Below are 15582 nucleotides of genomic sequence, written 5' to 3'. Positions count from 1 at the left end.
CGAGTCGTCAGCTCTGTGAGAGCAGCTTACTGCTCGTTGCGACGACGAAGGAAGAAGCTGGCGGCCGCGGCGACAAGACCGGCGATACCGATGCCCGCAACAGCGGTGGCGTTGGTAGCGTCACCAGTCTCGGGGACGTTGGCCTCGGCCTCGGCAGCGGCGTCCGCCTTGGCCTGCTCGGGGCTCACCTCGTCGCTGGGCGCAGGAGCTGCGGGCTGATCCTGCTCAGGAACGCTCGGCTCGGCGTTCTTGACGTAGGATGCGTAGAGAATAAGGTCGCCCGTCACGGGAGAGGCGAAGTCGTACTCGGCATACTCGAAGAGTGCCCCGAGGTCCCCACATGGCTTGATGGCAACGCCCGTGGGCTCGCTGAGCTGCTCGTCCGCGGACTCAACGCAGATCAGAAGAGGCGATACACGACCACCGGCCTCAGGGAGGCGCTGGCAACATGGCCGGAAGACGCAAGTCGTGCTGACGCTCCATCGCGGCACGGAAAGCGGTGCTCGCTCTTCTCGGCCCTTGCAAGCGCCGCCGCCGAGTGGGCTCGCGAGCGCCGCATGGACGGGTAGCGGCCTCTGCTCCAAAATTAATCCGCCCTCTGGACCCCCAAAGATGACGTTTTCCCAGTTGGCCTTTTTGGGAGGTGCCTAAAGGGCGGATTAATTTTCCCGACCCGCCCGAAGAGGGGGGCTTGAAACGTAAAAGGGGCGCGCCGTCATATCACGGCGCGCCCCTCCTTTGACGCTCAGCCGCCCTAGTTGCCGCTTAGAATCTGGACCGGCGTGAAGGACGTCGTAATCTTATCGCGCAGCTCGCCCTGGATGGACTCGTCGAGGCCCGTGATGTGGAGCGAGAGCTGGACGCCGTCCGCGGACTGCGTCTTGGTCCACACGTAGGTGATGTACGACGTCACGTCCCCCGTGGGCTTGAGGAAGCCGAAGAGCGCGGACTGCTGAATCTGCCCGTCCTCGCTCATATGCACGTTGACGTGATACACGACAGTGTTGATGTTGGGGTTGAGCAGGCAGTTGACCGCGAAGGCCTGGGCCTGGACGCCGGAGCCGGCAAAGCACTCGAGCGCGTTCTCAGAGCTCGTGTCCGTGACGGTGACCTCGACGCGACCGGTGTTCTCGTCCGCCTCCTGGACGGAGAAGTCCTCCGGGAACTGCGTGAAGCCGTTGCCCCACTCCACGCCGCCGCGCAGCGCGGAGGCAACGGTGCGCACGGTGACGCTCTCCGTGAGGTTAGACGTGTTGGCTCGGCGGATGAAGCCAAAGGCAACCTGGCCCACAACCACAAGCGCCAGGAAGATCACCACGAAAGACACGGCGGTCTTGGTAATGACCTTGCCGACGTTGGAGCCGGAGGGGTCCTCCTCAGACAGGGGGTCGATGTCGAGCGAGACGCCCTTCTCCTTGCGGTGAGCGCGCTGGCGACGGGCGCGCTCCTCGTCGGAGTGACCGGTGTGGTCGACGGTCGCAAACAGCGCCTCGGCCTCGTCAGGCGAAAGCGCACCCTTCTGGATACGCGCGATCTCGCGTTTCTTTGCCATCTCTCTCTTCCCCGTCGCAGGACCAGGCGGCCAAGAAGGCAGCGCGCGGTCAGAATAGCCCTTGTGTCAGTATACGCCCTCGCGTCATGAGCTGTCCCGAGCCGTCCCGCGCTGGCAGAAGGTCCAGAATAGCCCGACGGGCAGACGTCGTGGGTCATCTTGGCCAGGCTACGGCCCATGCCAGACTTCTGCGATCAATCTCTATGCAGAAGCCTGATTACTAGAATGACGAATCACCCCGCCACTTGACTGAATAAGAAAAAAAGGAAAAATTAGGAAAAAAAGGAAAAACGGAGGTCGCATGCGTATTGACACGATCTTCTCTCCTTCTTTCGGCGACAGGTAACTGCCGCGCGAAACAGCATTAAGCAAGCAATTGCTGAGCAGGTGCACAGGCGCCGCCCCCACGAGTGACGCGTATTGGACGGATGGGCCCCTTCGGGAGGCCCCGTCCGTCCAATACGCGTCACTCGTGGGGGCGGCGCTGGCATGGGGAGCGGGATATTGGGACTCGCGGCCGCGACCCCCGGCTATCCCGCGAACTGCATGGCGTAGTAGCGTGCGTAGGTCCCGCCGCGGGCGAGGAGCTCCTCGTGGGTGCCGCGCTCGGAGACGCGACCTCCCTCCATGGTGACGATCTCGTCCGCGCCCTTGATGGTGGAGAGGCGGTGGGCGATCACCAGCGTGGTCCGCCCGCGCGCGAGCTCAGCCAGGGACTCCTGGACGGCCTGCTCGGACTCGTTGTCCAGCGCGGACGTGGCCTCGTCGAAGATGAGGATCGGCGGGTTCTTGAGGAAGACGCGCGCGATGGCGATGCGCTGCTTCTGACCGCCAGAGAGGTGGCTGCCGCGCTCGCCGACCTCGGTCTCATAGCCATCCGGCAGACTCTCCACGAACTCGGCGATGTTGGCCTTGCGCGCGGCGTCGCGAATCTCCTCGATGGTCGCGTCGGGGCTTCCATACGCGATGTTCTCCGCGATGGTGCCGTCGAACAGGTAGACGTCCTGCTGCACGAGACCGATCGCCTCGCGCAGGCTCCGCTGCGTGACGTCGCGCACGTCCTGGCCGTCGATGGTGATGGACCCGGAATCAACGTCATAGAAGCGCGGCAGCAGCGAGCACGTGGTGGACTTGCCGCCTCCGGAGGGGCCCACGAGCGCGATCGTCTTGCCGGGCGCGATGTCCAGGTTGAGGCCGCGGATGACCACGTCGTCCTTCTCGCCATGCGCCCCGGGGTAGGCGAAGCAGACGTCATGGTAGCTGACCGCCCCCTTGGTGACGCGCAGCTCCGGGGCACCGGTCTTGTCCTGGATGTCGGGCTGGGTGTCCAGCACCTCGCGGAAGCGCCTGAACCCGGCGATTGCCTTCTGGAACGTCTCCGTGAAGTCCAGGATGCTCGTGATGGGCGTGGTGAAGAGCGAGATGTAAAGCGCATAGGTGGCAAGGTCGATGGCCTGCATCTGACCGTTTGCGATCAGCCAGCCGCCAAAGACCACGACGGCCGTGTTGAGAGCGCCCATCATCACCGCGATGGCCGCCTGGTAGCGGCCCATGGCCCGGTACATGCGCGTCTTTGAGTCGAGATAGGCGTTGTTGCTGCGACGGAACTTGTCGCGCTCCACGTCCTCGGCGGCAAAGCTCTTGACCACGCGCACGCCGGCGAGGGAGTCCTCGAGACGGCTGTTCACGCCGGAGATGCGGACGCGATTCTCGGTGTAGACGGCGCGCATCTGCCAGTTTGCGTACACGTTGTAGACCACGAGCAGGCACGCGATGAGCGCGAGCACGCCCGTGAGCGGCAGGTTGATGGTGGAGAGAATCACAAACGAGCCCGCGACCTCCACGATGCCGATGAGGATGAACTCCGGCCCGTGGTGCGCGGCCTCGGAGATGTCAAAGAGGTCCGAGACCAGGCGGCTCATGAGGTCACCTGACTTGTGGTGGTCGAAGTACGAGAAGCTCATGCGCTCGTACGCGTCGAAGAGGTCCTCGCGCATGCGGCTCTCCATGCGCGCGCCCATCACGTGACCCCAGAAGATCACGAAGTAGCGACAGACGAAGCGCAGTGCGTACATGCACACGAGCCCCACGGCAAGATAGGCGAGCGCGCCCATGATGGCATCCGGGCCCTCGGTAAAGAGGCCGCCCGTGAGCGAGCGCAGGATCTGCGGGAAGGCGAGGTCGATCGCCGCCACCGTCACGGCAGCGATGATGTCGATGACAAACAGGTGCCGCTGTCCACGGTAGTACGAGAGGAACGAGCGGAAGAGGGAGCGGTGCTTGGTGGGCATGGAACTTCCTTGGCGGTCGGTGCGAATCGTGCGTAGAAAAGGGTAGCACCAGCGGTTTGCGCGCGTGGGGATCGCGCCGCCGCCCAGCTTGGAACGAGGGAACGGCGGCGCGACAGGGAGGGAAGATACAACTCCCACGATAGGCTGTGGCACGCAGCTGCCGGTAACCATGCGGTAAGACTCCGGTAAGCCAGGCCGCCCAGAGCTCCAACTGGGCCTCCTGCAGAAACGAGGCTGGCAGACGACCCTGCGTCGCCATCTATCCTTTCTGGCACCTACAAGCCCACTGAAAGGATTGCCATGAAAACACGACTCAAACACAGAACAACGGCATTGGGGGCGGTGGTTCTTCTCGCACTTTCGCTCGTGGCGGCGGCCGGGACGCTGGCCGCTCCGCGAGCGGCGCACGCCGCAGAGATCGGCAGCGTCGCCAACCTCACGGACGTGGCGGCGCGGGGTGGCGGCTATGACAACCTCCTCTCCCCGGACAGTGGCTACACCCCCGAGAAGGGCGGCTTCAACTCGGACATCGGCCTCTCCGCGACGCTCACCATCGCGCACGACCCGAGCGCGCCGCTCAAGGCAGGGGACACCTTCTCCTTTGGCCTGGTCCCGGACGACTCCTTCGCCAGCAGGTTCTGGTACGTCTACAACAGCGACAAGGCGGAGTTCCGCACCGTCCTCGACGACGAGACCGACGAGGAGATCGCCACCATAGCCTGGTCGGACAGCAACACCCTCACCCTGACCTTCACCGAGGCGGCCGAGGGCAAGTCGGAGGTGCGCTGCGTCTTCTCGTCCATCCCGTTCACGCGCAGCGCGCGCTACATCTACGAGTGGTTTGCAAACAACGGGGACTCTGATCGCATCCACGAGACGCCCGAGGGGCGCAGGTACGTCGACGTGACGTACCATCTGACCGTCAACGGGCAGAAGACTGACCAGCAGATGACGCTGCGCGCGCTCGAGCCGCAGGGTTCGGCGCCCACGAGCGCCTACATGAGCAAGTACCGCGGCGGCCTGCAGCCCGACGGCACGCTCTTCTACGAGCTGGCCATCAACACCCTGCTCTCCCCGGTGAACGAGCTCGTCGTGTACGACACGCCTGACGTCAACATGCGCTGGGACCGCGAGTTCAAGCTCTACAACATGGTCGGCAGCGACATCTACGGGGCCTCGGCGTACACCACCTACACCGCGACCCCCTACTACAACGTCACCAAGGGCACCACCGACCCCTCGACCGCCGAGGTGGGCGACTTCCAGATCTGGATGTACGACGTCTACTTCCTCGCCGACCGCGAGGGGCAGGAGCAGACGAGGCAGGCCACCTACGAGGAGGTCTCGCACCCCATCACGCACCTCGACCCGCGCTACCCGGGCGAGCGCCGCGCGCTGCCCGAGGAGTACCAGACCTCGATCAGCCCCGTCTCCACCCCGCAGAACATCCTCGTCACCGTGCCGGCCGGCCAGCAGCTCACGGCTGAGCAGCAGAAGCTCATCGACGAGACGACGGCCGGAGGCAGCTCCGGGCTCTCCACGGCGGACAACGCGGGCGTCGTGGGCATGGGCTTCAAGATCGTCATCCAGAATCTTCCCAACAACGTGCAGGACGGCGTCGGAGGACGCTACCGGATCGCATACAGCATGAAGCCGGTACGCGACTCCAAGTTCGTGAACAACGAGAACAACCCGCTCTACCGGAACGCCGCCTCCTACTACATCCAGGAGATTCCCACCTGCACGAGCGAGGACGTGGCAGAGGGCAAGCAGTGCCCTCCCATCACCTTTGAGAAGAGCAAGGCCGCCGACTCCAACTCCCATACGGGGTCGTCCGTCAACATCAAGACGGACATCCCCGACGGCAAGGTGACGGGCTCCACGAAGGGCAGCCGCGTAACGGTACGCTATCGCGTCAAGGGAACCGAGAACTACCTCGCCGACCCTGAGATCCTCACCGGAGCCACCGGCGAGCCCTACGATGCGGAGGCGCTCAAGAAGCAGTTCGGGGGCTATGCGTTTGACTCCGCCTCTCCGGACTTTGCCCCCATGCACGGCGCCTTTGCCAACGAGCCGCAGGTCGTGGTGCTCGAGTATGTGCCCATCACGTACGGGAGCCTCGTCGTCCGCCACGTCGACCACGACACAGGCGCGCCTTTGATGGACGATGCCACCTCACAGCACGCCGTGGGCGAGGGATACGAGACCCAGCCCGGCAGCTTCGACGGGTATGAGCTCGTGGTCACGCCGCAGAACGCGCGCGGATCGATCGTAGAGGGAACGACGACGGTCACCTATGAGTACGCAAAGAAGAAGCAGCCGGACACCAAGCCGACGCCCGACGGAGGAAAGGGCGGCGAGAAGAACGGCGGCACGCCGACCGGCAACACGGGTCAGGCCGTCAAGAAGCGCGGAAAGAAGCCGCTGCCCAACACCGGCGAACCCGCCGGCATGGGCATCGTGCTCGGAGCCTCCGGCGCTGTCGCTGCGCTTCTCGGCGGTGCGCTTCGCAGGCGAGGCTGACGCGCGGACGTCCTTCTCGCCCCGGCTCCGGGCGCGCGACGCCGACATCAAATCTGGCCGCGGTTTTTTGGCACTTTGCGGCCCTTATGAACGCCCAAAAGTGCCAAAACGACGCGGACAGATTTGATGCGGAAGGGAGTACCAGACGAGGCTGACCCACAAACACCCGACACCCCCCTTGCAAAGGGCGGCCGGTTCCCCGCCATCCGGAACTGGCCGCCCACTTCTTATGACGCCTGACAAGGGGAATCCGATCAGCGGCTCAGCCTCCGTGCGGCGACAAAGGCAGCGACACCGAGTGCGAGAAGAACGAGAAGGACCGTGGGCGTGGTGGCATCCCCCGTGTCGGGAACGGGATGAGCGGCGGGGGCCGCGGCGGCCTGTCCGGAGGAAGTCGACGCGCGATCCGTCCCGCCGCCCGCAGACAGCGTGGGCTCGGAGTAGGCGTTGTGGAAGACGGGCGCGCCGGCGGTGCTGTACGACCACGTAGCAACGAGCGAACCCCGGCTCACGTCATCCGCAACGCTCACGTGGACGGTGTAGACGCTATCGTCGTAGGTGACGCCCTTCTCGTCTCCGGGCACCTCGACAATCTGATAGTCATGCTCGCCCGGCTGGTCGTAGGCGATTCGGTCAAAAGTCACGCTACCGTCAGCCGCATTGGTCTGCGTGTCCAGGACCACGCCTCCCTCGCGAAGCTCAAACGTGAACTCGTCCGCCCGGAGCTCCCGACCGTTGAGGACCTTCGCGGCGCGCAGGACGATGCCCGTTGGGAGCGGAGCATACGCGTTCTCAAACGTCACGGTGACGGGGGTCTGACGAGAGTCGGCCTCGTTGGTATAGCTGGCCTCCGCAATGACATCCCCGCCCTCGTCGCTCAGCCGCTCCGTCACGGAGATGACGGCACCGGAGCGCGTCACGGAGATGGCCAGGCGGTAGGAGGAGGCGTCGTAGGTATAGCCCGTCGGCACCTGGTCGGGCACGAGCTCGCGCACCTCGTAGGCAAACGTCTTGCCCACGTCGTCGGCGCCGAACTCCGCATCGGAGAGAAGGTCAACGGAAGAGGTTGCCACACCGTCCTCGTTGCGCGCCGCCGCCGGGAAGCCGACGTTCTTCTCGCCCGTCTCTGCGTCCACGCCTCCGAGCTTCTGCGCCGCCTCTGCAGCCGTCGCCGTATCGGACGTCACGGGAGTGAGCACCGCCGAGAAGAACCCGTCCTGGATATCCGCACCCGTGAGCGTCTTGACCAGGCGCATCGCCGCGCGCGGCGCGGGGTCGGGGTCGGCAGCCAGGTTGAAGCGCATCTTGAGGTTGGAGGAGCCGCTGCCGCGCTCGAGATAGAAGAGCTTGACCGTGTGCTCGGTCTCGTCCGCGAAGGTGTCCCCCTGCCAGCTCGTGGCATCCTCGCGCCCGGCGGCGCGGAAGCACTCCCGGAGCGTATCGGTGCTTGGGTTGTTATAGCGCTGCTCCCCCTGCTGCCACGTGCCGTCACCGTTTCTGTCTTCGAAGACGTTGACAGAGCCCGTCTGAAGGCTGATCTGTATGGAGCGTGCGCCGTGAATGCCGCCCATGTCAGCCACGAGAACACCATCGATGAAGACCCACACATCGTCGTCTCCGGTGAGCTCGTAGGTGATGGGCTTGCCGCCGACCGTCCCGCCCTCGCGCTGATAGACCTCGGAGGTGACCTTCATGCCGAACCAGTGGTTGAGCGAGGGTGACGGGTTTGTCTCCGTGTCGAGGTTCGTCGTGGTGGGCGTCACGTCCCTCTGCACCAGAGAGCCGTCGGCGACGTCAAACACCGTCTCGGCACGATCGAATGGGAAGAACTGCCCGTCGTGGTTGGACGAGAGCAGCTTTGACGCCTTGACGCCCCACGTGTCATAGACGCGGAACGTTCCGGAGAGCGGGTCGAACGATGCGAACTCCTTCTGGGAGTCAAAGTGGTAGTAGCCGTCACCATCAAGCTGGAAGAGACCCGTCGCGTTGGGGTAGACCGCCTTTCCCGGCTGGCCGCTCGACTCGTCGCTTCCGTCGAACAGGTACGCGAGGGACTCCCCGCCATACTGTTCGGAAAGGCGAGGGTAGCCGTTCTCGTCCAAGGTGCTCTGGACGATTCCGAGGTATGGCCTGCCGGCATGCCACTCGTTGATGCCGCTCTCCCCTCTCGTGGAGTACATGAAGAGGAGCTTATGGCCGATGTTGATGCCCTGCTCCTTGAACCCAGGCTGGTTGTAGTAGGCGTAGTCAACCGCGTGCTGGTCCTGGAGCCAGTAATCGAACATGTCGACGCGCGTGGTGCGCGGGGCGCTCGTCTGCACCACGTGGTCCTCGACGCTCTCGGCGCGCGCCCGCTGTGGTGCGATAACCATGGCGACGCAGGCCATTGCCAGCATCAGCACGAAGGCGCACAGCCGGACTGACCCTCCCGCCCTCTTCTTCCTATACATGACGCTCCTTTTCTCAGCTCGTCGGCCTAACCGCCTTGCGCGTTTCGCCTTCCTTAATTGTTACTAATTTAGTAGCAATATAGGTGAGACGTCTGCATACGTATGTCCATGCTAGACAACCCATAGATGTAAAGAAATCCCTTTACAACGACGCTGCGTCATGTGGTAATGATGCAATTTTGATTTACTAATTTATTTTATAAGGGTCGCCGTATGTACGAGGGGACGCGCTCCGCAGAGCACGTCCCCTCCTCGTGCGGGTGATACATCAATGTCGCAGAACGCTACTCCTCGTCCACAACCGCGTCCTCGAGGCGGCGGGAGATGGCATCGCACAGCAGAGCGCCCACGACGGTCTTGGCATCCTCGATCCGCCCGTCGAGGACGGCATCCACGAGCTCGCCCACCTCGACAAGGTCGACGTTGATGAACTCGTCAGCGTCCGGGCTGGACTTGGAGAAGCTGAGGCCCGTCGCCATGTAAATGTGGATGAGCTCGTCGGTGAAGCCGTCCGAGGTGGCGATGGTGGTGAGGTAGGCGATCTTCTCGGCGATCATGCCGGTCTCCTCGAGAAGCTCGCGGCTCGCGCACTCGAGCGGATCCTCGCCGGGGTCGAGCTTGCCGGCGGGAATCTCCACCGTCACGCGACCGAGGGCGGTGCGGTACTGGCGCACGAGGCAGATGCGCCCCTCGTCGGTGAGCGCGACGATGGCGACGGCGCCGGGATGGCGCACCACGTCTCGGATGGCGGTGCGGCCGTCGGGAAGCTGAACCTGCAGACGGTCGACGTTGAAGATGCGGCCGGTCCACACCACGTCCTCGGTGAGGGGACGCTCGGCAAGGCCCGCGTCGCGCGGGTCATCGTCCCCGAGCACGAGGTCACGCTCCTCAGGCGCGCCGGAGAGATGGTCCTGAAGTGTACGGTCGCCGTCATACGTGAACGCGGCGACGGAGTCCTTGATGCCGTCAAGCGCGGAGCTGACGTCCTCCTGCGCTGCAGCCTCGTCGATGTCTGCCATGAAAACCTCCTCGGCAAGTAACGGGGCCGGGTGGCCCGACCTCCTTACTCTACGTCATGCGAGGTCATCGCGGCAGCGGCATCCGGTTCCATCAGCATTGCGCCATATCTGGCGAGAAGACCGTCGCGCAGGCGCTCGAACTCCGGTAGGTACACGCCGATGACGGTATCCGCAAGCCTGCGAGCGGCGCGGGCATCGTACACGTGCGCCGTATTATTTCTATCCCTGAGCATGCTCAGCCACAACGCGTCATCCATGAAGTCGTAATACCGGAACGCTTCCTTAAGTATGTCTCTCGGCGATCCAGTTGCGGACACGGAGCTTCCCTCATACGCAAGAAGCGCCTTGAGCAGCTTCCACCCAAGCTCGAACTGAAGCGAGAACTTATCAATGACCCCGCCGAGCACGAATTCGTTGCTCAAGTCCTGACTTGGGGCCTCCCTCAGCACCTTGAGGGAGGCGTCGTAGTTTTCAAACTTTCTCATATAGGACCCTCCCGTCGCGCGCTATCTCCCGTCGAAGCTCCTCCGACACCTCGTCGTCGAGATTCACCACGTCGACCCTGAGGAGTGACCAGAGGTTTTCCTGCAGGTCATCCCAAAGCCCGGCAAAGTCGGAGCATCCCTCAACCGCAATGTCTATATCGCTCTTTGGCAGTTCGGTGCCCCTGGCGCGAGATCCGAAGAGCGTCACCCGAGCGGCCTCGTGGCGAGCGGCCATATCGGCAATCTGCGCGTACACCTCTTCGATGGGGACCACCGGCGCGCCACCTCCACCAGCTCATCAAGACCGATCATTGCATCGATGGTACACGCCCTTCGTGTGAGCCGCAAAAGACGAGAAGAACGTGAATGGCGACGATGAGATCGCCTCAGGCGAGGCTCATAAGTTCATCTCTGTGTTCGCGCAGGTAATCGCGCATGTAGGGTATAGAGAACGCAGCCTTGCCATAGCCGACCTGCTCGATGAGGGCGGCGTCAAGCAGGCGGCGGCGATATGATCCCACATCCCGTGCGGCAAGACCCATTCGCTCGGCCACCTCACCGCTGGAGACGACATCCCCTTCGCATTCTGCCATGGCAACGAGATACTCAAGCTGCCTTGGGGAAAGTCGACGCAGAGCAGGCTCTATCACCATTCCGTCGAAGTTTCTCCGCGCCAGAGAAATCCCCCTCCGGGCATCCTCGGTACCAATCTCATCGGATTTTCTCCTAGCGGCAGACTGCCATGCGTAATACCCAACGAGCTGGACCATAAAGGGATATCCAGATGCCGCGTCGGCAAGCAGCGTAGGCACCCCCGAAGCGGCCGATGAGCCGCCAAGCCGAATCGTCTCCGCGAGCGACTCCTCGACCTCGGCATCGTTGAGTCTCGTCAGCTCAACATGTCGTGCCCTCTGAAGAAACGTGAGCGTGTCGACACCAACCACTCCATCAACTGCGGTGGGGAGCCCCGCAAAGGCAAAGGCCACATTCGCTCCTTGGCGGATGAGCAACTGTATCTCGTTCCCCAGCTCTCGGAGTTCGTCAATAGGGGCGTCCTGAATCTCGTCGAGCGTAACGAGAAGGCCGGACCGTTTCGAAGCTGTGAGCATGGCCTCCCCGAGCTGCGTCGCGGGACGGGCAAGCTCTGCCGACCCGAGGCCCATCCCCAGAATCGAAGGAGAGATGGTCAGAGAGCTTATCTCCCCTCGTCCTGTAAGCGCGTGGAGAATCCTGTCGCAGAAGCCTGCGTTCGAAGCAACATCGACCACTACAAAGCCATTCGCTCGGGCAATGTCCCCAAGGGCGTTGAGAAGGACGGTCTTACCGACGCCGCGGACTCCCGAGATGCGCATCAGGCGGTCCGGGGCGCCCACCCCATTCGCAAGTGCCTCGGAAAAGTCATCGAGAATCATGTCCCTGCCGATGAGCTCAGGCGGGTTCATACCAGCCGTCGGCTTGAATGGGTTTGTTCTTCTCGGCATTTCTTCCCCCTGCATCCGCCACCTCAACAAGGTGACAAAGGTTAGCAAGATTAGCAAAGGTTAGCAAGATTAGCAAAGATTAGCAAGATTAGCAAAGATTAGCAAGATTAGCAAAGCCGAGAAAAGACGCGGGGACGAAGGCGTGACAGCTCCTCCGTCCCCGCGTCGCTTTTACTTGATGGCGCGCAGTCCGATGTCGGTGCGGAAGGTCTTGCCCTCGAAGTCGATGAGGTCGCAGGCGGCATAGGCCTTGGCGCGGGCCTCCTCAAAGGTGGGGGCCACGGCCGTGACGTCGAGGACGCGGCCGCCGGAGGTGACGATCTGCCCGTCTTTCTCGGCGGTGCCGGCGTGGTAGACGGTGACGCCCTCCATCTCCTCGGCCTTCTCGATGCCGGTGATGACCTTGCCCTTCTCATAGCTGCCGGGATAGCCGGCAGAGGTGAGGACCACCGAGACGGCCCAGTCGTCGTCCCAGGAGACCATGTCCTCGGTCAGGTCGCCGCTGTCGCAGGCCAAAAAGACGCTCACGAGGTCAGCCTTCATACGCGGCAGCACGACCTGCGTCTCGGGGTCGCCGAAGCGTGCATTGAACTCCAGGACCTTGGGGCCGTCCTCAGTGAGCATGAAGCCGCCGTAGAGGCAGCCGGAGTAGGTGATGCCCTCGCGTGCGAGCTCGGCCACGACCTTCTTCTCTATCTCGACCATCGTGGCCAGCTCGTCGGCGGAGACGAGGTGCTCGGGAACGGGCGAGTAGACGCCCATGCCGCCGGTGTTGGGGCCCTTGTCCCCGTCGAGGGCGCGCTTGTGGTCCTGCGAGGTGGCGAGCGGCACCACGGTCGTACCGTCCGTGAGCGCCAGCAGCGAGCACTCCGGCCCCTCGAGGGTCTCCTCAACAACGACGGTGGCTCCGGCGTCGCCGAACGCGCCCGAGAAGCACTCGTGCACGCCCTCGAGCGCCTCCTCGGTGGTCTTGGCCACGATCACGCCCTTGCCTGCGGCGAGGCCGTCCGCCTTCACCACCACGGGGCCCCCGACCTGACGCACGTACGCGGCGGCCGTCTCCTCGTCGGTGAAGCTGCGATAGGCAGCGGTGGGGACCCCGGCGCGGGCCATGACCTGCTTGGCAAACTTCTTGGAGCCCTCCATCTGGGCCGCGGCGCCGTTGGGGCCAAAACACGGGATGCCGGCGGAGCGCACGGCGTCGGCAACGCCCGCCACGAGCGGCGCCTCGGGACCGATGACCACGAGGCCGATTCCTCGCTGGCTGGCCCACTGGGCAACGTCGACGGGAGAGTTGATGTCCAGGTCCTCGACGGGGGTTGCCATGGCGTTCATGCCGCCGTTGCCGGGGGCAACGTAGAGCTTGCCCGCACGCGGCGACTCGGCGAGCTTGGCGAGAAGTGCGTGCTCGCGGCCGCCGGACCCAAGAAGCAGGATGTCGATCTTCTGGCTGTTCATGAGGATGCCTCCTTTTTCGGGCAGTTCCCTGACGGCCGCCGGATGCCTTACGGGTGGCGCTCCGGCTGCTCCAGGCCGTCTCCTGCAGATGAGTTGTCCCTGGGGTCACGCCAGTAGTGAGCGGCGGGAGCAAAGGCGACGCCCACCGAGCCGCGGCCTACGACGTGTTCCACGCCCTCCGTCATGAGGAGCGTGCCCAGGCACTCGGAGTCGAACTCGTTGGTGTCGAGCGGCTTCATGAGCGCGCGCAGGGCACGCTCGTCTCCCGCCTCCACGCACGCGTAGACGAGCGGCCCCTCGGCGGTGGCCACCGCGCTCATGGCGTGCGCGAGGCGACCGGTGAGGTCGGAGAGGTCCGCCGAGCGGGCGAGCTGGGTGAGATCGCCGCGCGAGAGCAGGTAGAGAGCACGCTCTCCGGAAAGGCGGACCCTGATGGAGGAGGTGGCCCGCCTGATGAGCGCGCCTCCCCTGCGGTGGGCGCGGCGCTCCGGAAAGCGCGGCGCACGAGAGGGGATCACGAGCAGTCGGACCTGCTCGGCGAGCTCTCGCGCCGCAGTGGTCGCCTCCTCGAAGGAGGCCCCGTCCTCGCGGAAGCACGCGAGCCTGAAGACCACCATGCCCGTCGCGGCGCTGGCCGCGGCCGACTCGATGACGCGCACCTCGGCGACGTCCACGCACGACGCGGCGGCCCTGCAGGCGCAGACGACCTCCGAGGAGAAGGCCGACGAGGAGTGGACGGCGGCGATCTGCGTCACGCCGCTCTTTGCAAGCGCGCGGTACGCGTTGGCGTAGCGCGCCGTCAGCTCCTCGTCATCGGGCATCTCGGCACAGCTGTCCATGATGACGGCCCCGATGCGCTCGAGATAGTGCGCGGGGAGGTCACACCCGATATCACAGACGATGGCGAAGTTCTTCTCGGACACGTCGCTTGTGCCGTAACGCTAGTGCCAGTAGCGGTCGATGGTCTGCTCGCGGTCCGGGCCCACCGTGATGATGGAGACGCGGACGCCGGCAAGCTGCTCGAGGAAGTCGATGTAGTCCTTGGCCTCGCGCGGGAGCTGGTAGAAGTTGCGGATGCCGGAGATGTCGCACTTCCAGCCGGGCAGGGTCTCGTAGACCGGCTTGGCGTGGTAGAAGACGCTCTGGTGCTCGGGCACGGTGTGGTACTCCACGCCATCGCACTCGTAGGCCACGCAGACCTTGATCTCGTCGAGGCAGCCGAGGACGTCGAGCTTGGTGATGGCGAGGTCCGTGAGGCCGTTGACGCGGGCGGCGTAGTTGACCACGACGGCGTCATACCAGCCGCAGCGACGCTTGCGCCCGGTGGTCACGCCGTACTCGTGGCCGACCTCGCCGAGCTTGTCGCCGATCTCGTCGAAGAGCTCCGTGGGGAACGGGCCCGAGCCCACGCGCGTGAGATAGGCCTTGGCCACGCCGAGGACGCGGTCGATGTTGGTGGGGCCGACGCCCGAGCCGGTGACGGCGCCGCCGGCGGTGCAGTTGGAGCTGGTGACGAAGGGGTAGGTGCCGTGGTCGATGTCCAGCATCGTGGCCTGGGCTCCCTCGAAGAGGATGTTCTTGCCGCCCTCCAGCTGCTCGTTGAGGAAGAGGCTGCTCTCCACGATGTAGGGGCGGATGCGCTCGGCGTAGGGGAGGTAGGTCTCGCAGATCTGCTCGACGGTGTAGGTGGGCAGCTCGTAGACCTTCTCGAGGATGGGGTTGGTGTAGGCGAGCGCGCTCTCGAGCTTCTCGCGGAAGATCTTCTCGTCCAGCATGTCCTGGATGCGCAGGCCGGTGCGGTTCATCTTGTCCATGTAGCAGGGACCGACGCCGCGCTTGGTGGTGCCGATGAGGTTCTTGCCGAGCTTCTTCTCGTGCGCGCCGTCGAGGTCCTTGTGATAGGGCATGACGATGTGCGCGTTGCCGGAGATCTTGAGGCGCTCGGCGGAGATGCCCTGCTCGGCGAGCATGTCAATCTCGGAGAGGAGAATCTCGGGGTCGACGATGCAGCCGTTGCCGATCACGGGGTAGGTGCCCTCGTACATGACGCCGGAGGGAACCTGGTGCAGGGCCAGCTTCTTTCCGTTTGCGATGACGGTGTGACCGGCGTTGGCGCCGCCGGCGTAGCGGCAGACCACGTCAAAGTCGCCGGAGATGAGATCGGTGACCTTGCCCTTGCCCTCGTCGCCCCACTGAGTTCCCACGAGCACTGATGCCGACATGAGTGTCCCTCTCGTCGCGATTCACATACGAATCTACATTATATGCCACTGGCGTCAGGTTTATTTGGCTCGCGCCGCGGCCGTGCGCAGGGGACAGGCGT

Annotated in this window: 12 protein-coding genes; 1 reads left to right on the top strand and 11 read right to left on the bottom strand. The window is 64.2% G+C overall.

Annotation, left to right across the window (positions count from 1 at the left end; translation table 11 throughout):
• Nucleotides 1-26: 26 nt before the first annotated feature.
• The 3 genes from E0L17_RS06620 to E0L17_RS06610 all read right to left on the bottom strand — a co-directional run bounded on the left by E0L17_RS06620 (nt 27) and on the right by E0L17_RS06610 (nt 3843).
• Nucleotides 27-491, bottom strand: coding sequence for an LPXTG cell wall anchor domain-containing protein (locus E0L17_RS06620; protein ID WP_167930469.1), 465 nt, complete (start codon nt 489-491; stop codon nt 27-29).
• A gap of 263 nt (nt 492-754) precedes the next feature.
• Nucleotides 755-1552 carry a hypothetical protein gene (locus E0L17_RS06615; protein WP_167930468.1) on the bottom strand — a complete coding sequence of 266 codons (798 nt, stop codon included), beginning with the start codon at nt 1550-1552 and terminating at the stop codon, nt 755-757.
• Between the two features lie 530 nt (nt 1553-2082).
• Entirely contained in the window at nt 2083-3843 is a 1761-nt protein-coding gene (locus tag E0L17_RS06610; protein WP_167930467.1) for an ABC transporter ATP-binding protein, read from the bottom strand.
• A gap of 342 nt (nt 3844-4185) precedes the next feature.
• On the opposite strand from E0L17_RS06610, the gene E0L17_RS11235 reads away from it, so the two are divergent.
• The gene (locus E0L17_RS11235) at nt 4186-6366 is read left to right on the top strand and encodes a MucBP domain-containing protein (protein ID WP_167930466.1); all 2181 of its coding nucleotides are present in this window, start codon (nt 4186-4188) and stop codon (nt 6364-6366) included.
• A gap of 254 nt (nt 6367-6620) precedes the next feature.
• On the opposite strand, the gene E0L17_RS06600 is transcribed toward E0L17_RS11235, so the two are convergent.
• The 8 genes from E0L17_RS06600 to E0L17_RS06565 form a co-directional block, all read right to left on the bottom strand.
• Nucleotides 6621-8816: a Spy0128 family protein gene (locus E0L17_RS06600; protein ID WP_167930465.1), complete on the bottom strand. Its 2196-nt coding sequence runs from the start codon at nt 8814-8816 to the stop codon at nt 6621-6623.
• A 284-nt stretch (nt 8817-9100) separates the two neighbouring features.
• A complete protein-coding gene (locus E0L17_RS06595) occupies nt 9101-9835 on the bottom strand; it encodes an NUDIX domain-containing protein (protein WP_167930464.1) in 735 nt (244 codons plus the stop codon).
• A 44-nt stretch (nt 9836-9879) separates the two neighbouring features.
• Nucleotides 9880-10320 (bottom strand): HI0074 family nucleotidyltransferase substrate-binding subunit, encoded by a 441-nt coding sequence (locus tag E0L17_RS06590; RefSeq protein WP_167930463.1) that lies wholly within the window; start codon nt 10318-10320, stop codon nt 9880-9882.
• Complete coding sequence (locus E0L17_RS06585; RefSeq protein ID WP_353652957.1) at nt 10307-10594, bottom strand: nucleotidyltransferase family protein; 288 nt, start codon at nt 10592-10594, stop codon at nt 10307-10309. Before E0L17_RS06585 ends, E0L17_RS06590 begins: the two co-directional genes overlap by 14 nt.
• A 112-nt stretch (nt 10595-10706) precedes the next feature.
• Nucleotides 10707-11801 carry a DUF8462 domain-containing protein gene (locus E0L17_RS06580; protein ID WP_286163340.1) on the bottom strand — a complete coding sequence of 365 codons (1095 nt, stop codon included), beginning with the start codon at nt 11799-11801 and terminating at the stop codon, nt 10707-10709.
• A 171-nt stretch (nt 11802-11972) separates the two neighbouring features.
• Nucleotides 11973-13259 (bottom strand): phosphoribosylamine--glycine ligase, encoded by a 1287-nt coding sequence (purD, locus tag E0L17_RS06575; protein ID WP_206109041.1) that lies wholly within the window; start codon nt 13257-13259, stop codon nt 11973-11975.
• A gap of 47 nt (nt 13260-13306) precedes the next feature.
• Nucleotides 13307-14182, bottom strand: coding sequence for a DegV family protein (locus E0L17_RS06570; protein WP_167930462.1), 876 nt, complete (start codon nt 14180-14182; stop codon nt 13307-13309).
• An 18-nt stretch (nt 14183-14200) separates the two neighbouring features.
• Nucleotides 14201-15481 carry an adenylosuccinate synthase gene (locus E0L17_RS06565; protein ID WP_167930461.1) on the bottom strand — a complete coding sequence of 427 codons (1281 nt, stop codon included), beginning with the start codon at nt 15479-15481 and terminating at the stop codon, nt 14201-14203.
• Nucleotides 15482-15582 lie beyond the last annotated feature (101 nt).

The organism is Olsenella sp. SW781 (assembly GCF_012027725.1).
Classification (GTDB): domain Bacteria; phylum Actinomycetota; class Coriobacteriia; order Coriobacteriales; family Atopobiaceae; genus Thermophilibacter.
This window is presented reverse-complemented; position numbering and strand designations above follow the sequence as displayed.